This window comes from Streptomyces sp. NBC_00386 (genome assembly GCF_036063235.1).
Taxonomy (GTDB): Bacteria; Actinomycetota; Actinomycetes; order Streptomycetales; family Streptomycetaceae; genus Streptomyces.
Map to the genome: position 1 here is coordinate 6,007,659 of NZ_CP107950.1, position 20,297 is coordinate 6,027,955.

General features: G+C 71.3%; 16 protein-coding genes. 4 read left to right on the forward strand and 12 right to left on the reverse strand.

The window, feature by feature from the left end:
• Positions 1-74: 74 nt before the first annotated feature.
• The 10 genes from OG780_RS26450 to OG780_RS26495 all read right to left on the reverse strand — a co-directional run bounded on the left by OG780_RS26450 (position 75) and on the right by OG780_RS26495 (position 13,390).
• Positions 75-1,847: an IucA/IucC family protein gene (locus OG780_RS26450; protein WP_328452182.1), complete on the reverse strand. Its 1,773-nt coding sequence runs from the start codon at positions 1,845-1,847 to the stop codon at positions 75-77.
• Complete coding sequence (locus OG780_RS26455) at positions 1,844-2,389, reverse strand: GNAT family N-acetyltransferase (RefSeq protein ID WP_328452184.1); 546 nt, start codon at positions 2,387-2,389, stop codon at positions 1,844-1,846. The genes OG780_RS26450 and OG780_RS26455 overlap by 4 nt, the downstream gene beginning before the upstream one ends.
• A complete protein-coding gene (locus OG780_RS26460) occupies positions 2,386-3,663 on the reverse strand; it encodes a lysine N(6)-hydroxylase/L-ornithine N(5)-oxygenase family protein (protein WP_328452186.1) in 1,278 nt (425 codons plus the stop codon). Before OG780_RS26460 ends, OG780_RS26455 begins: the two co-directional genes overlap by 4 nt.
• Entirely contained in the window at positions 3,647-5,131 is a 1,485-nt protein-coding gene (gene desA / locus OG780_RS26465) for a lysine decarboxylase DesA (RefSeq protein WP_328452188.1), read from the reverse strand. The genes OG780_RS26460 and desA overlap by 17 nt, the downstream gene beginning before the upstream one ends.
• Positions 5,132-5,306: 175 nt before the next feature.
• On the reverse strand, positions 5,307-6,164 hold the full coding sequence (locus OG780_RS26470; protein WP_328452189.1) for a siderophore-interacting protein: 858 nt from the start codon (positions 6,162-6,164) through the stop codon (positions 5,307-5,309).
• A 42-nt stretch (positions 6,165-6,206) separates the two neighbouring features.
• Positions 6,207-7,256 carry an ABC transporter substrate-binding protein gene (locus tag OG780_RS26475; RefSeq protein WP_328452190.1) on the reverse strand — a complete coding sequence of 350 codons (1,050 nt, stop codon included), beginning with the start codon at positions 7,254-7,256 and terminating at the stop codon, positions 6,207-6,209.
• Between the two features lie 442 nt (positions 7,257-7,698).
• Complete coding sequence (locus tag OG780_RS26480) at positions 7,699-8,859, reverse strand: acyl-CoA dehydrogenase family protein (protein WP_328458403.1); 1,161 nt, start codon at positions 8,857-8,859, stop codon at positions 7,699-7,701.
• An 11-nt stretch (positions 8,860-8,870) separates the two neighbouring features.
• Positions 8,871-9,830, reverse strand: a complete 960-nt coding sequence (locus OG780_RS26485) for a hydroxymethylglutaryl-CoA lyase (protein ID WP_328452193.1) — start codon at positions 9,828-9,830, stop codon at positions 8,871-8,873.
• On the reverse strand, positions 9,827-11,761 hold the full coding sequence (locus tag OG780_RS26490; protein ID WP_328452195.1) for an acetyl/propionyl/methylcrotonyl-CoA carboxylase subunit alpha: 1,935 nt from the start codon (positions 11,759-11,761) through the stop codon (positions 9,827-9,829). The genes OG780_RS26485 and OG780_RS26490 overlap by 4 nt, the downstream gene beginning before the upstream one ends.
• A gap of 12 nt (positions 11,762-11,773) precedes the next feature.
• Positions 11,774-13,390, reverse strand: a complete 1,617-nt coding sequence (locus tag OG780_RS26495; RefSeq protein ID WP_328452197.1) for a carboxyl transferase domain-containing protein — start codon at positions 13,388-13,390, stop codon at positions 11,774-11,776.
• A 96-nt stretch (positions 13,391-13,486) separates the two neighbouring features.
• On the opposite strand from OG780_RS26495, the gene OG780_RS26500 reads away from it, so the two are divergent.
• From OG780_RS26500 to OG780_RS26515, 4 genes are all read left to right on the forward strand, one after another.
• A complete protein-coding gene (locus tag OG780_RS26500) occupies positions 13,487-14,131 on the forward strand; it encodes an SACE_7040 family transcriptional regulator (RefSeq protein ID WP_328452199.1) in 645 nt (214 codons plus the stop codon).
• A gap of 109 nt (positions 14,132-14,240) precedes the next feature.
• Positions 14,241-15,398, forward strand: coding sequence for an acyl-CoA dehydrogenase family protein (locus OG780_RS26505; protein ID WP_328452201.1), 1,158 nt, complete (start codon positions 14,241-14,243; stop codon positions 15,396-15,398).
• A gap of 34 nt (positions 15,399-15,432) precedes the next feature.
• Complete coding sequence (gene tesB / locus OG780_RS26510) at positions 15,433-16,305, forward strand: acyl-CoA thioesterase II (protein ID WP_328452203.1); 873 nt, start codon at positions 15,433-15,435, stop codon at positions 16,303-16,305.
• A 23-nt stretch (positions 16,306-16,328) separates the two neighbouring features.
• Positions 16,329-17,300: a cation diffusion facilitator family transporter gene (locus tag OG780_RS26515; RefSeq protein ID WP_328452205.1), complete on the forward strand. Its 972-nt coding sequence runs from the start codon at positions 16,329-16,331 to the stop codon at positions 17,298-17,300.
• 123 nt (positions 17,301-17,423) lie between these two features.
• Here OG780_RS26515 and OG780_RS26520 read toward each other — a convergent pair whose 3' ends face one another.
• Both OG780_RS26520 and OG780_RS26525 read right to left on the reverse strand, forming a co-directional pair.
• Positions 17,424-18,212, reverse strand: coding sequence for a phosphatase (locus tag OG780_RS26520; RefSeq protein WP_328452207.1), 789 nt, complete (start codon positions 18,210-18,212; stop codon positions 17,424-17,426).
• Positions 18,213-18,274: 62 nt separating this feature from the next.
• Entirely contained in the window at positions 18,275-20,131 is a 1,857-nt protein-coding gene (locus tag OG780_RS26525; RefSeq protein WP_328452209.1) for a helix-turn-helix domain-containing protein, read from the reverse strand.
• Between the last annotated feature and the right edge of the window lie 166 nt (positions 20,132-20,297).

The window sequence follows — 20,297 nt, forward strand, 5'->3', positions numbered from 1 at the left end:
GGGCGCCCCGGAGGACCGTCTCCGGGGCGCCCGCCCGTCTCGGGGGCTCCTGGAACGCACCAGGAGCCCGGTGCTCAGAACCCGGCGATCGGGTTCTTCAGGGTGCCGATGAGCTGGAGCGCGCCCGACGGGTCCGCCAGGTCGACCATCTGCCGGTTGTCGCGCAGCTGGAGCCGGTTGAGGCAGGACAGCGCGAACTCGGGCGCGAACAGGTCGTACTGCCGGAACTTGTCCTCGAGTTCGGGCGTCGCCTCCTGGTAGGCGCGCACCGACTCGGCGACCGTCCGCCAGAAGTCCTCCTCGCCGAGGACGCCCTCGTCCGCCAACTGGGCCGCCAGGAAACGGAAGAAGCAGTCGAAGACGTCCGTGAAGATGGACAGCAGCTTCGTGTCCTCGGGGACCTCGACCCGGATCCGCTCCACCGCGGGCGGCAGCACCGCCTGCGGGTCCATGACCGCGATCTCCTCGGCGATGTCCTTGTAGACCGCCCGCCGCACGGCGCCGTCCTTCAGGACGAGGATGACGTTCTCGCCGTGCGGCATGTAGACCAGGTCGTACGCGTAGAAGCTGTGCAGGAGCGGGGTGAGGTAGGCGCGCAGATAGCCGCGCAGCCACTCCACCGGCGTCAGGCCCGACCGCTCGATCAGCGCGGCCGCGAACGAGGCGCCCTCGTGGTCGACATGGACGAGGGACGCCATCGTCGCCAGGGACTCGCCCTCCTGGAGCGAGGGGACCGGGCTCTCGCGCCACAGCGCGGCGAGCATCTTGCGGTACGGGGAGTACCGGTCGGTGGCCGCCTCGTACTCCAGGTGCCGGTAGCCGACGGCCGCCCGCTCACGGATGATCGACAGACCCGTCGACTTCAGCACCGGGTCGTTCTCGACGAGCTGGGCCAGCCAGTCGTTGATGGCCGGGGTCGCCTCCATGTAGGCGGCGGACAGGCCCCGCATGAAGCCCATGTTCAGCACGCTCAGCGCCGTCTTCACATAGTGCTTCTCGGGGCTGGTCGTGTTGAAGAACGTCCGGATGGACTGCTGGGCCAGGTACTCGTCGTCGCCCTCGCCGAGACAGACCAGGCGTCGCTGGGCGACCTCGGCGGCGAACGTCACCGACAGTTTGTTCCACCACTGCCAGGGGTGGACGGGTATGAGGAGGTAGTCCTCGGGGTCGAGCCCGCGCTCGCGCAGGATCCCGTCGAACCGTTCGACCGTCTCCGCGCCCAGCTCGTCGCGCATGAAGGACTCGTACGCGATGCCGACGCCCGCCGTGAAGGCGGCCCGTGAGCGGTGGGCGGCCAGCCACACGAGCCGCACCGGGCTCGCGGTCTCGGGCGCGTAGGCGAGGTAGTCGTGCACACCGAAGCCCAGCCGCCCGTTGTTGGCGACGAAGCAGGGGTGCCCCTCGGTCATGCCGGTCTCGATGGCCTGGAATCCGGAGCCGGCCAGCTCTCGGACGGGGATCCGCGGCTTGGTGAGCTTGTAGCAGGTGCCCGCGAGGGTGGAGGAGATCTCCTCCAGGTAGACGGGCAGGATCTCGTCGCTCAGGCCGAGCGACTTCCTCAGCTCGACGAAGAAGTCGATCGCGGACAGCGGGAGTTCGTTGCCGTCACGGTGCCGGGTGATCGACTCGGCGGCCACCTGCCAGTGGTCGAGGGACCACCTGGTCGCGGTGAACCGGTAGCTCGTCAGGCCGTCGTCGCCGCGGACCTCGTACCGGCCGTCCGGCAGGGTCCGCGGGGCGATCAGCCGCTCGTGGGCGAACTCGGCGAGCGCCTTGCGGACGAGGAGGCGGTTGGCGAGGGCCCAGCGCTCGGGGGACAGGTGGGCGACACTCTCGGCGAGGTTCACGCGGCCACCGCCTTCGTGAACTGCTCCCGGGTGCAGAAGCTCAGCAGCGCCTTCTTCTCGGGCTTCTGGATCTCCCCCACGGGCACGAAGCCGACGGCCTCGTTGAGGGCATGCACGGCCGTGTTGCTCACATCGGGCTCGACGACGACGCGCTCGGTCGCCGGGTCGGCGAAGAGGTGCTCCATCACCGTGGTGATCACGGCCCGGGTGAAGCCGTGCACGGGGGTGTCGCTCGGGGCGACCAGGAAGTGCATGCCGACATCGCCCGGCTCCGGCTCGTACAGGCCGACGAGTTCGACGTACCGGGGGTCGTAGCGCTCCATCAGGAAGACGGGCTCGCCGTCCAGCAGTCCGAGGTAGGCGTCGTGGTGCTCGCCGGCCGCGATGGCCATGTACTCGCGCTCCACGTCGTGCAGTTTCGCCTCCTGCATCATCCAGAAGGCGGACTTGGGGTGGGTCACCCACCGGTGCAGCACCGGCGCGTCCTCGACGGGGTCGAGGGGCTGGACGGTGAACGTGCCGATGGCGGTGGAGGTGGTCATATGGCGAACTCCTGGAACGCGATGGTCTTCTCGACCGGGTAGTACTCGGTGCCGAGCAGCTCACGGATGATGGACGCGTTGCGGTACGGGCCCATGCCGAGGTCCGGCGAGGTGATCGAGTGGGTGTGGACGCCCGCGTTCTGCAGGAAGATCCCGCGCCCGGTGGTGTCGATGGCGTAGTTGCGGGCCACGTCGAAGTTGCCCTGGGTGTCGTAGCGGAGCCGGTCGCGGACCGGCGCGAGGAACGCGGGCTCGGTGTAGCGGTAGCCGGTGGCCAGCACCAGGCCCGCCGAGCTCAGCTCGTAGTCCTTGCCCTGCTCCCGCTGGCGGAACCCGAGGGTGTACGTGCCCTGGTCGTACCGCGCGCTCTCCAGCGAGGAGTTGGTGAGGAGCCGGGCGGGAACCGGGCCGCCGAGGTTCTTCTGGTAGAGCAGGTCGAAGATCTCGTTGATCAGCTCGCCGTCGATGCCCTTGAACAGGCCCTTCTGTTCCGACTGGAGGCGGTAGCGGGTCGCCTCGGGCAGCGCGTGGAAGTAGTCGATGTACTCCGGGGAGGTCATCTCCAGGGTGAGCTTGGTGTATTCGAGGGGGAAGAAGCGCGGCGAGCGGGTCACCCAGTTCAGCCGGTAGCCGTGGACGTCGATCTCGCCGAGCAGGTCGTAGAAGATCTCGGCGGCGGACTGGCCGCTGCCGATCAGGGTGATCGAGTCCTTGGCCTGGAGCTCTTGCTTGTGCTGCGTGTAGCGGGAGTTGTGGATGAAGTCGCCGCCGAGGTCCGCGCAGGAGTCCGGGACATGGGGCGAGGTGCCGGTGCCGAGGACCAGGTGGCGGGCGCGGAACACCTCGCCGGCCTCGGTCCGCACGGTGTACACCTCGTCCTCGTACGTCACCTCCGCGACCGTCGTGGAGAAGCGGACGCTGCTCAGCTTGTCCGCGGCCCAGCGGCAGTAGTCGTCGTACTCGACCCGCAGCGGGTAGAAGTTCTCGCGGATGTAGAACGCGTACAGACGGCCCGATTCCTTCAGGTAGTTGAGGAAGGAGTAGGGGGAGGTCGGGTCGGCGAGGGTGACCAGGTCAGACATGAACGGGGTCTGGAGGTGCGCACCCTCCAGGAACATGCCGGAGTGCCACTCGAAGTGGGGCTTCGACTCCAGGAAGACGCCGCTGAGTTCGGCGATCGGCTCGGTCAGGCAGGCGAGGCCGAGGTTGAAGGGCCCGAGCCCGATGCCCACAAAGTCGTAGGTCGTGTTCGTGGATTCAGCAAGCGCGGTCAAGGGACTCTCCCAGGTACTGCTCGGCGTGGCCGGCGATCAGGTCGAGGACGGCGGCGATGTCGTCCGTCGTGGTCTCGGGGTTGAGCAACGTGAACTTCAGGTAGTGGCGTCCGCCGACCTTGGTGCCCGCGACGACGGCGTCACCGGAGGCGAACAGGGCTTTGCGGGCGTACAGGTTGGCGCGGTCGATCTCGGCGGGGTCGGTGACGGCGGCCGGGATGTACCGGTAGACGAGGGTGGACAGCGAGGGCTGCACGACGACGTCGAAGCGCGGGTCGGCGGCGAGCAGTTTCCAGCCCTCGGCGGCCAGGTCGCAGACCTCGTCGAAGAGTTCGCCGATGCCGTCGGCGCCCATGACGCGCAGCGTCATCCACAGCTTCAGCGCGTCGAAGCGGCGGGTGGTCTGGAGGGACTTGTCGACCTGGTTGGGGATGCGCTCCTGGACCATGCGGCGCGGGTTGAGGTACTCCGCGTGGTAGGTCGCGTGGCGCAGGGTCGTGGCGTCGCGGACCAGTACGGCCGAGGAACTCACGGGCTGGAAGAAGGACTTGTGGTAGTCGACGGTGACGGAGTCGGCCCGTTCGATGCCGTCGATGCGGTCCCGGTTCTTCAGCGAGGTGAGCAGTCCGCAGCCGTAGGCCGCGTCCACGTGCATCCAGGCGCCGAACTGGGAGCACAGCTCCGCGATCTCGGGCAGCGGGTCGATGGAGCCGAAGTCGGTGGTGCCCGCGGTGGCGACGACGGCCATGGGGACGAGGCCGTCCTGCCGGCAGCGCTCCAGCTCGTGGGCGAGGGCGACGGTCTGCATGCGCTTGTCGTGGTCGACGGGGATCGAGACGACGGCGTCGGGGGCGAGGCCGAGGAGTTTGGCCGATTTCTTGACGCTGAAGTGGCCGGCCTCGGAGGCGAAGATCCGCAGTCTGCCGAGGTCGGCCCTCGTTCCCTCGCCCTCCCAGCCCTCCCAGCCCTCCCCGCCGGGCTTGGCCTCCTCGCGGGCCAGCAGCAGGGCCTGGAGGTTGGACTGGCTGCCGCCGCTGGTGAACACACCGTCGGCGGCAGGGCCGAGGCCGATCCGCTCGTTGGTCCAGTCGATGAGCTTGCGCTCGATGAGGGTGCCGCCGGCCGACTGGTCCCAGGTGTCCAGTGAGGAGTTGACGGCGGACAGGACGGCCTCGCCGAGCACGGCCGGGATGACGACCGGGCAGTTGAGGTGGGCGAGGTAGCGGGGGTGGTGGAAGTAGATCGCGTCCTGGAGGTAGACCTCTTCCAGCTCGTCGAGGACGGCCGTGGTGTCGTGCAGGGGCTTGTCGAGGTCGATCCGCTCGATGCGGGGAGCGAGGTCGTCGACCGTGACACCCGTGAACGGGCGGTCGGTGGTGGCGAGTCTGGCCGCCACCCGCTCGACCCCTTCGGTCACGGATCGGCGGTACCGGTCCGCGGTGGTGTCATTGAGCAGGTGCGAGCGCATGTGGGGGTCCTCCGTGCGGGGGGAGAGTCCGAGCGGGACAGGAGAAGGGCGGAGTCGCGACGTTCAACTAAGGTTAGCCTAACCTAAGTTAACCGTGCGACCCCGCCCCACCTGTGTCTTTCGTGACGCACGCCTCGGTCCGGACTGCCGGGAGGCGCCTGCGGGTGCCCGCGAACTACTCGCCCTGCTCCCGCAGTTGCTCCTCGCTCAGACCCTGCCGCCAGTAGCCCACGAAGGTGACCCGCCTGCGGTCGATGCCGCGCTCGCGCACGAGATGGCGGCGCAGCTCCTTCACGCGGCCGGACTCGCCCGCGATCCAGGCGTACGGGGCCCGGGCCGGCGGAAGTTGGGTGTTCCGCAGTGCGTCGAGGGCCAACGGGGAACTCCCGGCGGTGAGTTCGTCCCGTACGAGCCAGGTGATCTCGGCGTCGGCCGAGGTCGCCAGATCCTGGATGTCGGCGGCGTGGTGGACCTCAAGCCAGGCGAGGACGCGCAGCCCCGCCGGCAGTGATTCGAGGATGGCCGAGGCGGCGGGAAGGGCCGTCTCGTCGCCCCACAGGACCACGAGGTCGGTGTCCGCGGGCGGCCTGAAGCGGATGGCCCGGTTGTCCGCCATGGCGGGCCCGAGCAGCACGACACGGTCACCGGCCCGCGCGCCGGACGCCCAGCGCGCGGCGGGCCCGGCGGGGACGGCCGCGCCCGGCTCCAGGCCGTGCAGCGCGAAGTCGATGTCGATCTCGTCGGGATCGCGGCGCAGTTCGCGCAGGGTGTACGAGCGCATCACCGCCCGTACGTCGTCGGGCAGTTCGCGCCAGGCCTGCCACCAGCCGTCGCCCAGCTCGATGGGTACGGCCGGCTCGTCCTGACCGGGGTGCGGGAGGAACAGCGACAGGGACTGGTCGCGCCCGTCGGAGTGGAAGTCCACCAGGTCCGGTCCGCCGAAGGTCACCCGGAGCAGAGACGGGCCGAGCCGCCTCGTCCGTACGACCCGGAGGGTGAAGAAGCGGAACGGGGCGGCTACGGCCGTCGTCATGTGTGCTCCTGAGTGATCGTCAGGGGGTCACCGCGGAGGGTGTCAGGCGACCTTCTTGGCGTTCTCGATGGCTTCGGCGAGGCGCTCGATGATCGGGGTGCACTTGTCGTACGACAGGATCGCCTCGGGCGTGCGGGCGATGACCTGGCCGGCCTTGACGGCGGGCAGCTTCTTCCAGGTGGCCTCGGTGATGTCGGCCGGCTGGATGGTCGCGCTGCGGTCGTCCATGATGATGATGTCGGCCGGGTACTTGTCGACGTTCTCCCAGCTCAGGTTCTCGAACCAGCCGCCACTGGCCTTCAGGGCCTTGGCGGAGGGCTCGACGATGTTCACGCCGAGCGCCTTGAAGTACTCCAGGTCGATGGAGAGGTTGGAGCCGGAGATGTAGAAGATGTCCTGGCTCGCGGAGCCGGCCAGCACCTTGATCTCCGGGCGCGCCTTGGCGGCCTTGCGCAGCCGCTCGGCGGCCGCCTCGAACTTCTTCTTCGCCTCGACGGTCTTCGCGGACTTCACGTCGGCGCCGAGGGATTCAGCCAGCGCGTACATGCGCTCCAGGGACTGCGGCATCTGGCGGTCGTAGACGGAGATGCCGACGCTCGGCGCGAGCTTGAGGATCTTGTCCTTGGACTCCTCGGGGACGTACCAGAGGGTGCCCGCGGTGTCGAACATCGTGGAGATCAGCACGTCGGGGGCGAGGCCCGCGTACTTCTCGATGTTGAACTGGCCCCACTCGTTGCCGAGGACCGTCAGCTTGCTGACGTCCATGTCGCCGGCCTGGACATCGGCCTTGCCGTCCTTGGTCGTGGTCGGGCCGAAGACGCCCTTGACCTCGACGCCGTAGTCGAACAGGGCGGCGGCGACACCGGTGAAGGCGACGATGTTCGCCGGGGTCCTGTCCAGCTTCACGGTCGTGCCGCGGTCGTCCTTGAACGTCCACGGGCCGGACTTCGCGGCAGCCTTCGTCGCGTCCGAGCCACCGTTTTTCGAAGCGTCGTCGTCGCCACAGGCGGCGAGGACGGCACCGAGGCCGAGGGCGCCGCCGGCGGCGAGGACGCCGCGACGGGAGAGGCGGGTGGCACGGGCGTTGGGCATGAGTGTGGCTGCTTTCGACATGGGGCGGTGAAGCTCCGCCGGATCAGTTCGAAGGTAGGTTAGCCTAACCTCAGCTCATGTCCAGAGGGCGGGTTCCGCCACCGGGTCCGGGTGCCGGACCCGCCGTGTCGCAGGCAGGCGCGCGCGCCTGCCGATATCGGTTGTCGAGCTCCCTCCACCGTCTCGCCGGATTCCTCGACAACCCGTGCACCAGTGAGAGTTGACCGGCCGTAAGTCCTGGAGGGCGAACGCGGGCAGATACGGGCAGGGGATCGCGCCGGCGGTCACGGGGCCGCGCCGACCGTGGGATCGGGCCGGACCAGGCCAGACCGCACCAGGCCAGACCGCACCAGGCCAGACCTGGCATCCGGCCGGGCGCCCCGTGCCCCGCGCCCCTCGCGGCCCCCGGTGGTGTCCGGGAGCCGCGGGCGCGGTGCCGGGATCAGCCCGTGAGCCCCAGCTCCCGGGCGATCAGCATCCGCTGGACCTCGCTCGTGCCCTCGCCGATCTCCAGGATCTTGGAGTCGCGCCACATGCGGGCGACCGGGTACTCGTTCATGAAGCCGTAGCCGCCGTGGACCTGGGTGGCGTCACGGGCGTTGTCGACGGCGATCGTGGAGGAGTACAGCTTGGCGATGGCCGCCTCCTTCTTGAAGGGCTCGCCCGCCACGAGACGGGACGCGGCGTCGCGCCAGCCCACGCGGGCCATGTGGGCCTTCATCTCCATGTCGGCGATCTTGAACTGGATCGCCTGGTTGGCGCCGATCGGGCGTCCGAACGCGTGCCGCTCCTTGGCGTACTTGACCGACTCGTCGACACAGCCCTGCGCGAGACCCGTGGCCAGCGCCGCGATGGCGATGCGGCCCTCGTCCAGGATGCGCAGGAACTGCGCGTAGCCGCGGCCCTCCTCGCCGAGCAGGTTGGCCGCCGGGACGCGCACGTCCGCGAAGGACAGCTCACGGGTGTCGGAGGCGTTCCAGCCGACCTTCGAGTACGGGGCCGCGACCGTGAAGCCCGGGGTGCCGGAGGGGACGATGATCGCGGAGATCAGCGGCTTGCCGTCGGGCTTGCGGCCGGTCACCGCGGTGACCGTCACCAGGCCCGTGATGTCCGTGCCGGAGTTGGTGATGAAGCACTTGCTGCCGTTGATGACCCACTCGTTCGTCTCGGGGTCGAGGCGTGCCGTCGTGCGGGTCGCGCCCGCGTCCGAGCCGCCGTCCGGCTCGGTCAGGCCGAAGGCGCCCAGGATCTCCCCGGAGCACAGCCGCGGGAGCCACTCCCGCTTCTGCTCATCGGTGCCGAAGAGGTGGATGGGCATGGCGCCCAGCGAGACGCCCGCCTCCAGGGTGATGGCCACGGAGGAGTCGACCCGGGCCAGTTCCTCCAGGGCGATGCCGAGCGCGAGGTAGTCGCCGCCCATGCCGCCGTACTCCTCGGGGAACGGCAGCCCGAACAGGCCCATGCGGCCCATCTCCCGCACGATCTCGTAGGGGAACTCGTGCCGCTCGTAGAAGTCGCCGATCTTCGGCGCCACGACGTCGTGGGCGAACTCCTCGACCGTGCGGCGGAGTTCTTCGAGCTCGGGGGAGAGGCGGTGGTCCAGAGACATGCGGATCACTCCTGGTGGGACTGAGTCGTTTTACCGAGTGCTTTGACGGTGCGGGACGGGCTGGGTCGGCCCAGTTGTCCGGCCATCCACACGCTTGTGGCGGTGAGGCGGCCGAGGTCGACCCCGGTGTCGATACCGAGGCCCTGGAGCATCCACACGAGGTCTTCCGTCGCGAGGTTGCCCGTCGCGGACTTCGCGTACGGGCAGCCGCCGAGGCCGCCCGCGGAGGCGTCGACGGTGGCGACGCCGTGCTGGAGAGCGGCCAGGGTGTTGGAGAGCGCCTGGCCGTAGGTGTCGTGGAAGTGCACGCCGAGCGCGCTGGTGGGCACGCCCTCCTCGTTCAGCTCGGCGAGCAGGGCCTGCACATGGCCCGGCGTCGCCACGCCGATCGTGTCGCCGAGGCTCAGCTCGTCACAGCCCATGTCCCTCAGCGCCTTGCAGACGCGGACGACCTGATGGATCGGGACGGGTCCCTCCCACGGGTCGCCGAAGCACATCGAGACATAGCCGCGGACCGCGCGTCCGGCGTCCTTCGCGCGGCTCACCACCGGCTCGAACATGGCGAGCGACTCGTCGACCGTCCGGTTGAGGTTGGCCTTCGCGAAGGACTCCGTCGCGCTGGCGAAGACCGCCACGTGCCGGGCGCCGAGCGCCAGCGCCCGCTCCAGCCCGCGTTCGTTCGGCACCAGCACCGGAAGCGCCACCGGCAGGTCGGCCACCTGAGGGAACAGCTGCTCCGCGTCGGCCAGTTGGGGAACCCACCTGGGGTGGACGAAGCTGGTCGCCTCGATCGTGGTCAGCCCCGAGTCCGCGAGGCGCCGGATGAACTCCGCCTTCACCTCGGTGGGCACGGTCGCCTTCTCGTTCTGGAGCCCGTCGCGCGCGCCGACCTCGTAGATCCGCACCCGCGCGGGCAGGTCCTGCGCCGGTACGGCCATCGGCAGGCCAAGTTCGGAAGTGCTCATGCCGTCTCCGCCTCCTCCACGGGGGTGATGACCGCCAGGATCTGGTCCATGGCGACGGTCGTGCCCGGTGTGACGTCCAGCTCGCTGACGGTCCCGGCGTGCGGCGCGGAGATGACGTGCTCCATCTTCATCGCCTCGACCACGAGCAGGCTCTGTCCGGCGGTCACCTCGTCGCCGACGGCGACCTTCACGACGGTCACCGTGCCGGGCATGGGCGCGGTCAGCGAGTCGGCACCGGCGTGCGCGGCTCCGGTGAGCGAGGCGGCCACCGGGTCGTGGTCGCGCACGTGCCAGGCGTCGCCGTCGCGGCCGATCCAGTCGGCGGCGCGGTGGAAGGTGTGCCGCACCCCGTCGAGCGTCACCGCGACCCGGTCGGCGGTCACCGTGTGGGTGCCGCGCGGGGTGTACTCCACGGGGTCGAGGACGCGCAGGGAGAAGCCCACCGGCTTCGGCGTGCCGCCGAGCCGCCATCCGCTCGGCACCGAGAACGGGTCGGTCCAGCCCTCACCCGCCGGGGCCAGGGCGGCGAGCCGGACGGCCGCCGCCGCCTCGTACACCTCCTCCGGCACCCCGTCCGGGACCAGTCCGTCGGCCTCCCGCTCGACCAGACCGGTGTCCAGGTCGCCGGCCACCACGTCCGGGTGGGCCAGCAGGCGGCGCAGGAAGCCCGCGTTCGTCTGGACGCCGAGGGTGACCGTGTCGGCGAGGGCGGCCCGGAGCCTGCGCAGCGCCGTCGGGCGGTCGGGGCCGTACGCGATGACCTTGGAGAGCATCGGGTCGTAGAGGCTGCCGACCTCGGTGCCCTCCGAGAGGCCCGAGTCGGTGCGCACCCCGTCGCCCCCCGGCTCGTGCAGCGCGAGCACGGTGCCCCCGGAGGGGAGGAAGCCGCGCGCCGGGTCCTCGGCGCAGATCCGGGCCTCCACCGCGTGCCCGGTGAGGCTGATGTCCTCCTGCGCGTACGGCAGGTGCTCGCCGGCGGCGACCCGGAGCTGCCACTCGACGAGGTCGAGGCCGGTGACCAGCTCGGTGACCGGGTGCTCCACCTGGAGGCGGGTGTTCATCTCCATGAAGTAGTACGAGGACGGGTCGCCGCCGGGGACGATGAACTCCACCGTGCCCGCGCCCCGGTAGCCGCAGGAACGGGCCGCCTGGACGGCCGCCTCTCCCATCGCGGCCCGGGTGGCGTCGTCGAGGAGCACACTGGGCGCCTCCTCGATGATCTTCTGGTGGCGGCGCTGGAGGGAGCACTCGCGCTCGCCCAGGTGCACGACGTTGCCGTGCCCGTCCGCCAGGACCTGGATCTCGATGTGCCGGGGCCGGTCGACCCAGCGCTCGACGAGAAGCGTGTCGTCGCCGAAGGAGGCCCGAGCCTCGCGCCGGGCGGCGGCGATCTCGTCGGCCAGGACCCCGATGTCCCGCACCAGGCGCATGCCCTTGCCGCCACCGCCCGCGCTCGGCTTCAGGAGCACCGGGACGCCGATCTCGCGGGCGGCCGCGATCAGCTCCGCGTCCGTCAGACCGCTGCCCGAGGAGCCGGGGACGACCGGGACTCCGGCCGCCTTCACCGTCTCCTTGGCGCGGATCTTGTCGCCCATCAGGGAGATCGCCTCGGCGGACGGGCCGATGAAGACCAGTCCGGCCTCCGCGCAGGCCCGAGCGAAGGCGGCGTTCTCGGCGAGGAAGCCGTACCCCGGGTGCACCGCCTGGGCGCCGGTGCGGGCCGCCGCCTCCAGCAGCCGATCCACCGACAGATAGCTCTCCGACGCGGGCGCCGGTCCGATCCGCACCGCCGTGTCGGCCTCCCGGACGTGCCGGGCGTCCGCGTCCGCGTCCGAGAAGACGGCCACCGAGCGCACGCCGAGCGCGCGCAGGGTGCGGATGACGCGTACGGCGATCTCGCCCCGGTTGGCCACAAGCACCGTGTCAAACATGGGTGGGTCCCCTCACATCCGGAAGACGCCGAACTGGGGGTCACCCAGGGGCGCGTTGGCGCAGGCGGTCAAGGCGAGTCCGAGGACCTGCCGGGTCTCCATCGGGTCGATCACTCCGTCGTCCCAGAGCCGGGCGCTCGCGTAGTAGGCGCTGCCCTGCTGCTCGTACTGCCGGCGGATCGGGTCCTTGAAGTCCTCTTCGTCCGCGGCGGGCCAGGACTCGCCGCGCGCCTCGATCTGGTCGCGCTTGACGGTCGCGAGGACCGAAGAGGCCTGCTCGCCGCCCATCACGGAGATCTTGGCGCCGGGCCACATCCACAGGAAGCGCGGCGAGTACGCCCGGCCGCACATCGAGTAGTTGCCCGCGCCGTACGAACCGCCGATCACGACGGTCAGCTTCGGTACGCGGGTGCAGGCGACGGCCGTCACCATCTTGGCGCCGTGCTTGGCGATGCCGCCGGCCTCGTACTGGCGGCCCACCATGAACCCGGAGATGTTCTGGAGGAACACCAGCGGGATGCCGCGCTGGTCGCACAGCTCGATGAAGTGGGCGCCCTTCTGGGCCGACTCGGAGAACAGGATGCCGTTGTTGGCGACGATCCCGACCGGGTGCCCGTGGATCCGCGCGAAGCCGGTGACCAGGGTCTGCCCGAACTCGGCCTTGAACTCGGCGAAGCGCGAACCGTCGACCACGCGCGCGATGACCTCGCGCACGTCGTAGGGGGTGCGGGAGTCGACCGGCACCGCGCCGTACAGCCCGTACGGGTCGATCTTGGGCTCCGCCGCCGCGGTGACCTCCCAGGGGAGCTTCCCGCGCGCCGGGAGCGTGGCGACGATGGTGCGCACGATCCGCAGCGCGTGCGCGTCGTCCTCGGCGAGGTGGTCGGTGACGCCGGAGATCCGGGAGTGGACCTCGCCGCCGCCCAGCTCCTCGGCGGTCACCACCTCACCGGTGGCGGCCTTCACCAGCGGGGGACCGCCCAGGAAGATCGTCCCCTGGTTGCGGACGATCACGGCCTCGTCGCTCATCGCCGGCACGTACGCGCCGCCGGCCGTGCAGGAGCCGAGGACGGCCGCGATCTGCGGGATCCCGGCGCCGGACATCCGCGCCTGGTTGTAGAAGATCCGCCCGAAGTGGTCGCGGTCGGGGAACACCTCGTCCTGCATGGGCAGGAAGGCACCCCCGGAGTCGACGAGATACAGACAGGGCAGACGGTTCTCCAGCGCCACCTCCTGGGCGCGCAGGTGCTTCTTCACGGTCATCGGGTAGTACGTGCCGCCCTTGACGGTGGCGTCGTTGGCGACGATCACGCACTCGCGCCCGCTCACCCGGCCGATCCCGGCGATGACACCGGCGGCCGGGGCGGCCCCGTCGTACATCCCGTCGGCGGCGAGCGGCGCCAGCTCCAGGAACGGGGAGCCGGGGTCGAGCAGGGCGTCCACACGGTCGCGGGGCAGCAGCTTGCCGCGCGCGGTGTGCCGCGCGCGTGCCTTCTCGCCGCCGCCGAGCCGCGCCGCGGCCAGCTTGTGGCGCAGCTCCTCGCCCAGCGCGCGGTGTGCCGCCTCGTTGGCCCTCCAGGCCTCCGACGCGGGGTCTGCCGCGCTCGTCAGCTCCGGTGCCTCTTGCATCCTGCGGTCCCCTCACCAGTGGTCGACCAGTTAATGAGCGTTAACGCAACTCCTTCAGGTTAACGACCGCTAACCCGCCTGTCTAGAATTGATTTCATGGCCACCAGAACCGACGCCCCCACCCGGCGCGAGCAGATCCTCAGGGAAGCGGCCCGGCTGTTCGCCGAGCGTGGTTTCCACGGTGTGGGAGTGGATGAGATAGGAGCGGCGGTCGGCATCAGCGGCCCCGGTCTCTACCGGCACTTCGCCGGCAAGGACGCGATGCTCGCCGAACTGCTGGTGGGGATCAGCGGGCAGCTGCTCACGGGTGGCAGGCTGCGGGTGGCGGAGGCCGACGGCGGGGGCGCGGAGACGCTCCTCGACTCGCTCATCGAGGGGCACATCGACTTCGCGCTCGACGACCGCCCTCTGATCACCCTGCACGACCGCGAGCTGGACCGCCTGCGGGACAGTGACCGCAAGCTCGTGCGCCAGCTCCAGCGCCAGTACGTCGAGCTGTGGGTGGAGGTGGTCCGTGACGTGTACCCGGAGCTCACCGAGCCCGCGGCCCGTTCGGCCGTGCACTCGGTCTTCGGTCTGCTGAACTCGACCCCCCACCTGGGGCGGCCGGGTGCGCTCCCGGGGCGCGCGGGGACCGCCGAGCTGCTGCACCGGATGGCGCGGGGGGCCTTCGGCGCGGCGGCCACGGTTCCCGAGGCGGCCATCGTGGTCTCCGAGGCTCCCGTGGCTCCCGGGGCGTGACGAGCGTCTCGGGGGGCGACCCCTGGACGGCGCTCGTGACCGACGGGTAACCTCGTATCTGAGCAAGCGCTTAGAAATAACCCAAGGTATCCAGGCGGAGGTGGCGGCGGTGCGCCGTACTGTGTTCAACGAGGACCACGAGGCGTTCCGGGAGACCCTGCGCGCCTTCATCGAGGCCGAGGTCGTCCCGGTCTACGACGAGTGGTTCGCCGCCGGCCAGGCGCCGCGCGACTTCTACTACAAGCTCGCCGAGCTCGGCGTCTTCGGCATCCGCGTGGACGAGGAGTTCGGCGGCGCCGGCATCGACTCGTACAAGTTCGAGGCCGTGATGTACGAGGAGACCGCGCGCGCCGGTGTCCAGTTCGGCGGCTCCGGTGTGCACGTGCTGCTCGGCCTGCCCTACATCAAGTCGCTCGCCACCGACGAGCAGAAGAAGCGCTTCCTGCCCAAGTTCGTCAGCGCCGAGGAGATGTGGGCCCTCGCGATGACCGAGCCGGGCACCGGCTCCGACCTCGCGGGCATGAAGACCACCGCCAAGCTCTCCGAGGACGGCACGCACTACGTCCTCAACGGCTCCAAGACCTTCATCACCGGTGGCGTCCACGCCGACCGCGTGATCGTCTGTGCCCGTACCTCCGCGCCCACCGCCGAGGACCGCCGCTTCGGCATCTCCCTGTTCGCCGTGGACACCAAGTCCGAGGGCTACTCCATCGGCCGCAAGCTCGACAAGCTCGGCCTGAGGACCTCCGACACCGCCGAGCTGGCGTTCGTCGACGTGAAGGTGCCCGTCGAGGACCTGCTCGGCGAGGAGAACAAGGGCTTCTACTACCTCGGCCACAACCTCGCCTCCGAGCGCTGGGGCATCGCCTTCGGCGCCTACGCGCAGGCCAAGGCCGCCGTCCGGTTCGCCAAGGAGTACGTCCAGGAGCGCACCGTCTTCGGCAAGTCGGTCGCCTCCTTCCAGAACACCAAGTTCGAGCTGGCCGCCTGCCAGGCCGAGGTGGACGCGGCCGAGGCCGTCGCCGACCGCGCCCTGGAGGCCCTCGACGCGGGTGAGCTGACCCCGGCCGAGGCCGCCAGCGCCAAGCTGTTCTGCACCGAGGTCGCGCACCGCGTCATCGACCGCTGCCTCCAGCTCCACGGCGGCTACGGCTTCATGAACGAGTACCCGATCGCCCGCCTGTACGCGGACAACCGGGTCAACCGCATCTACGGCGGCACCAGCGAGATCATGAAGACGATCATCGCCAAGGACATGGGCCTGTAAGGTCCGAGAAAAGACTGCGCGGTACAACTGCCTTATGAGCGAGGCACTTCAGTCCCTCCTCGATCTGCTCGACCTCGAGCGGATCGAGGAGGACATCTTCCGCGGCCGTTCCCGGTCCGCCGTCGTCCCCCGGGTCTTCGGCGGGCAGGTGGCGGCGCAGGCCCTCGTGGCCGCCGGGCGCACGGTCCCCGAGGACCGGCTCGCCCACTCCCTGCACGCGTACTTCCTGCGGATCGGCGACCCCGGCGCACCCATCGTGTACTCCGTGGACCGCATCCGCGACGGCCGCTCCTTCACCACCCGCAGGGTGGTCGCGGTCCAGCACGGACAGCCGATCTTCCACCTCTCCGCGTCCTTCCAGACGTACGAGGAGGGCATGGAGCACCAGGCCCCGATGCCGCCCGCGCCCGACCCGGAGACGCTGCCCACGGCCGCCGAACTGCTTCCCCTGTACGCCGACGTCTTCACCGACGCCGAGGTCGTGGAGCGCATCCTGGAGGCCCGGGAGTCCGTCGACCTGCGCTATGTCGACGCGCCGCCGTACGCCACCGTCGGCGAGGCCCGCGAGCCGCGCTCCCAGGTGTGGTTCCGCACCAACGGCAAGCTCGCGGACGACCCGCTGCTGCACGTCGTCCTCGCGACCTACGTCTCGGACATGACGCTCCTCGACTCCATCCTGCTCGCGCACGGGCGCGGCGGCTGGGTGACCGGCGACGTCGTCGGCGCCTCGCTCGACCACGCGATGTGGTTCCACCGCCCCTTCCGCGCCGACGAATGGCTGCTGTACGACCAGGAGTCGCCGTCCGCCTCGGGCGGCCGGGGCCTGGGCCAGGCCCGCATCTACACCCAGGACGGCCGGCTGGCCATCTCGGTGATCCAGGAGGGCGTGGTCCGCGTACCCCGGTAGGCGTGGCCCGGTAAGACTGGGGCATGACCGACGCAGCGCAGGACTCCGGCAGCGGCGAGAGCGTCTTCACGGTGATCGTCGCCGCGGCCGCCAATCTCGGGATCGCCATCGCCAAGGCGGTCGCCGGTGTCATCAGCGGCTCCAGCGCGATGCTGTCGGAGGCCGCCCACTCCGTCGCCGACACCGTCACGGAGCTGCTGCTGCTCACGGCGCTGAAACGGAGCGAGAAGCCGGCGGACGAGGACCATCCGCTCGGCTACGGACCCGAGCGCTACATCTGGGCGCTGCTCGCCGCCGTCGCCACCTTCGTCGGCGGCGCGGTCTTCTCGATCTACGACGGCATCCACACGCTGGTCGCGGGCGAGGAGCTCGGCGACCCCCTCGTGTCGTACATCGTGCTGGCCGTCGCCTTCCTGCTGGAGGGCTTCTCCCTGCGGACGGGTCTGCGGCAGGCGCGCGGTGAGGCCGCCCGTCTCGACGCCCCCTTCAGGACCTACCTCCGGCGCACCCCCGACACCGCGGTGAAGGCCGTCGTCATGGAGGACTCGGCCGCGCTGGTCGGCCTGGTGTTCGCCGCGGGTGGCCTGCTCGGGGGCCAGCTCACCGGATCGGGCGTCTGGGACGGCGTCGCCTCGCTGCTCATCGGACTCCTGCTGCTCTACGTCGCCTGGGTGCTCGGCCGTTCCAACGCGGAGCTGCTGATCGGACGGCCGCTGCCCCGGGCGATGCGGGAGCGGATCCGGGCGGAGCTGCTGGACGTGGAGCACGTGGAGGCCGTACTGGAGCTGATCACGCTCGTACAGGGGCCGCGCGAGGCGCTCGTCGCGGCCAAGGTCGACTTCCGGGACGCGTCGACCGCGGCCCAGATCGAGTGGGCCTGCGAGCGGGCCGAGGAGCGGATCCGGTCGGTGCTCCCCTCGGTGAGCAGGGTGTACCTGGACCCGACACCGGGCCACACCCAGCGGCGGTCCGAGGGGCTGAACCCCTGGCCGTGAGCGGGGCCCGCGCCGCGCGGTCCGGTGGCGCGGCACGGCGAACGCCGTCCGGGAGCCCGCCCGCGCCGGGCGCGCCCCCGGGCCGGCCGCCGGGATCCGGGCCGGTGTCCGAGGGCTCCGGGCTCAGGCCAGGCCCGCCTCGCCGAGCAGATACGCCGTCATCGGGTCGTAGTGGCGCGGGCTGAGGACGTGGTCGTCGAGCGGGACCACGACCTGGAGCGTGCCCTCCGACTCGGCGAGGAAGAGCGCCGGGTCGTTGCTGTCGGCGTATCCGACGGAGTCCAGACCCCGCTGGCCCGCGAAACCGGCCCAGCCGTGGTCGGCCACGACCAGGTCGGGCAGCGGACGGCCCTCCCGCTCCAGGCCGTTGAGGATCGCGCGCATCGGCTCGCCCGAGTGCGTGTGCCACAGCGTGGCGCCGTGCTCCAGCACCGCCACGTCCGCGAACTGCATGACGTAGCCCTCGTCGGTCTGGAGGCCGTCCGGGATCACCACGATCTCGCAGCCGGCGGTGCGCAGGGCGGCGGCCGTGGCCCGGTGCACGTCCAGCAGCCCGCCGGGGTGACCGGTCGCGAACAGCACCCGCTGACGGTCCTCGGCCGCCTTGCGCAGCCGGCCCGCGAGACGGTCCAGCGCGTCCACGGTCAGCTCGGGGTCGATGGTGTCCTGGCCGTAGCGGTACTCGGGGTCGTCGTTGACGCCGACCCGCTCCGCCATCACCGCGAGCACGTCCTGCTCGTCGGCCCAGCGGTCGCCGAGTTCCAGTCCGAGCCACCAGTTGCGCTCGCCGTTCGCCAGCTTGCGGTAGTGGGAGAGGTTGTTCTCGCGGGGCGTGGCGACATCCCCCGCGATACGGGTCTTCACGAGATGGTCGACGAGTTCGGCGCGGCTGGGCGTCCCGGGTATCGGCATACCACCATTGTGCCGGTGCCCTCGGGCCCCGGGTGCGGCCGTCCCCGTCGCTGGGACGTGCGTCACTCGGGTGTTCGGGCCGCGGGGCCGTTCGGCGCGCCCCGCGTTCCGTCCTCCCTGAGCGCGAACCACAACTCCATCCGTACGTCCGGGTCGTCGAGGTCCGTGTCCAGCAACGCGGCGCAGCGGGCGATGCGTTGGCGGACGGTGTTGCGGTGGACGGAGAGGGCCACCGCGGTGCGGTCCCAACTGCCGTGCAGGGAAAGCCAGGTGCGCAGCGTCTCGGTCAGGGCCGGAGTCCCGGCGACGGGGGCGAGGAGGGCCTGGGCGTGGTCCTCGGCGTCCGCCGGGGGGACGAGGTCGGCGAGCGCGGGACGGTCGCCGTGCCGGACCAGGGCCGCCCGGGTGGCGCGGGCGCGGGCCAGCGCGCGGGCCGCCTGGGTGTCGGCGGCCGCCCATCCGTGGGGGCTCGCGGGCGCGCTGATCCCACAGGTCCAGCCCGGCTGCGCGGCGGGCACGCGGTCACCGGGGACGAGGACGCGGACGACGTCGCCGCCGGCGTCCACCAGCGCGGAGCCCAGCGCGGCGGCCAGCGCGGACGCGGAGACGGCGTCCGGGGCGGGGCCGTCCCCGGCGGGGCGCGCGTGCACGACCACCCACTGGTCACCGCCGAGAAGGGGGGCCACCGCCTCGGGTGCCGCCCCGAGCAGCAGCCGCACCAGGGCCGCCGACCGCGCGGCCCCGCTCGCGCTCTGGTGCTCCCCGGTGAGGAGGGAGAGCAGCACGGACGCGACGGAGGCGATCGTGTGGTCGCCGGGATCGCGGCGCGGCGAGGCGACGCCCAGGACGAAGCCCTGGCCGCTGCCGAGCGCGTACGCCGTGAGATGGACACCGTCCACGGTGTCGGTGGCCGAGGCCGGGGCCGGGCCCTGGGCCTTACGCGGCCGCACGACACCGGCGAGCTCGCCGAGCACGTCCTCGGGAGACCCCCCACGGAGAGGGCCGACGCGAGCCGCCGGGTCGGCCGGAGCCGTCGGGCGGCCGGGAGCCGCAGGGCTGTCGGGAGTCGGCGAGTCTGCCTGAGCTGTCGGGCTGTCGGGAGGCGCCGGGTTTCCCGGACCCGCCGGTCGGGCGGAAGCCGTCGGGCTGTCGGGAGGCGCCAGGTTTCCCGGAGGCGCAGGCGCCGGGTTTCCCGGGGGCGGGTGGGGTGCGGGGGCGGCCGGGCCGGGCCGGGGTGCCTCCGGTGGGCGGGGCGGCGGGACGGTTCCGGCCCGGGCCAGCTCCGTGCCCTCCGGGCCGTACAGCACCGCCCAGCCGTTCACCCGCCGGGCGAGCTGCCGCAGTACCGCCGGCACCGGATCCGGGCGGGCGGCGGCCGCCGCCAGACTCTGCTGGGCCTCCGTCACCCGGCGCAGCTCGGCCAGCCGGGCCTGGGCCATGAGCTGCCACACCGCGCGGGCGACGCCGGAGAACGTCGTGCGGGGCGGGACCTCCAGCAGCGGCAGCCCGTAGGTGTCGCAGGCCGTGACGAGGGCGGGCGGGACGGTGTCGTGGACCGGCGCCAGGCCGAACCCCAGGGCCGCGCCGCCCGCCGCGACGATCCGGGAGACATAGCCGTCGAAGTAGTCCTCGGGGCCGGGGGCGTCCTCACCGGGACCGGCCGCGGCGGGCACGTGGACCCCGGCTGTCAGCAGCAGCTCGCCACCCAGCAGGTACGGATAGGGGTCGGCCATCTCCGAGGTGTGGGCCCAGTGGATCACCGTGTCGGGCTCCGCGGGCCCGGCGATCAGGCGCAGGGCCAGGTCCTCGCGGGCCAGCAGCGCCGACAGCGGCACCGGAGGGGTCGGCGGCACGGCCGGGACGGACACGGCCGGGACGGACGGTGGCGGTGAGTCCGGCACGATGGACGATTCCTCCATCCCGTTCGGATCGAATGGATGAAACGTACACTTCGCAGCCGCTTTCCGGCCACCTAGTGTCGTCCCGACCGGCAGCCGCGGGTACGGGCGGATGTCCCCGCGATCAGTTGCCGGTTCGGCTCGTCCGCCACATCCCAGCACGACACGCCACCGAATGCCTGAAGGA

Excerpts from the sequence above, each read along its gene's own strand:
- desA (WP_328452188.1), bottom strand. The coding sequence starts at position 5,131 with ATGCGCTCGCACCTGCTCAATGACACCACCGCGGACCGGTACCGCCGA.
- OG780_RS26525 (WP_328452209.1), bottom strand. The coding sequence starts at position 20,131 with ATGGAGGAATCGTCCATCGTGCCGGACTCACCGCCACCGTCCGTCCCG.
- OG780_RS26515 (WP_328452205.1), top strand. The coding sequence starts at position 16,329 with ATGACCGACGCAGCGCAGGACTCCGGCAGCGGCGAGAGCGTCTTCACG.
- OG780_RS26455 (WP_328452184.1), bottom strand. The coding sequence starts at position 2,389 with ATGACCACCTCCACCGCCATCGGCACGTTCACCGTCCAGCCCCTCGAC.
- OG780_RS26470 (WP_328452189.1), bottom strand. The coding sequence starts at position 6,164 with ATGACGACGGCCGTAGCCGCCCCGTTCCGCTTCTTCACCCTCCGGGTC.
- OG780_RS26500 (WP_328452199.1), top strand. The coding sequence starts at position 13,487 with ATGGCCACCAGAACCGACGCCCCCACCCGGCGCGAGCAGATCCTCAGG.
- OG780_RS26495 (WP_328452197.1), bottom strand. The coding sequence starts at position 13,390 with ATGCAAGAGGCACCGGAGCTGACGAGCGCGGCAGACCCCGCGTCGGAG.
- OG780_RS26475 (WP_328452190.1), bottom strand. The coding sequence starts at position 7,256 with ATGCCCAACGCCCGTGCCACCCGCCTCTCCCGTCGCGGCGTCCTCGCC.
- OG780_RS26485 (WP_328452193.1), bottom strand. The coding sequence starts at position 9,830 with ATGAGCACTTCCGAACTTGGCCTGCCGATGGCCGTACCGGCGCAGGAC.
- OG780_RS26490 (WP_328452195.1), bottom strand. The coding sequence starts at position 11,761 with ATGTTTGACACGGTGCTTGTGGCCAACCGGGGCGAGATCGCCGTACGC.
- tesB (WP_328452203.1), top strand. The coding sequence starts at position 15,433 with ATGAGCGAGGCACTTCAGTCCCTCCTCGATCTGCTCGACCTCGAGCGG.
- OG780_RS26520 (WP_328452207.1), bottom strand. The coding sequence starts at position 18,212 with ATGCCGATACCCGGGACGCCCAGCCGCGCCGAACTCGTCGACCATCTC.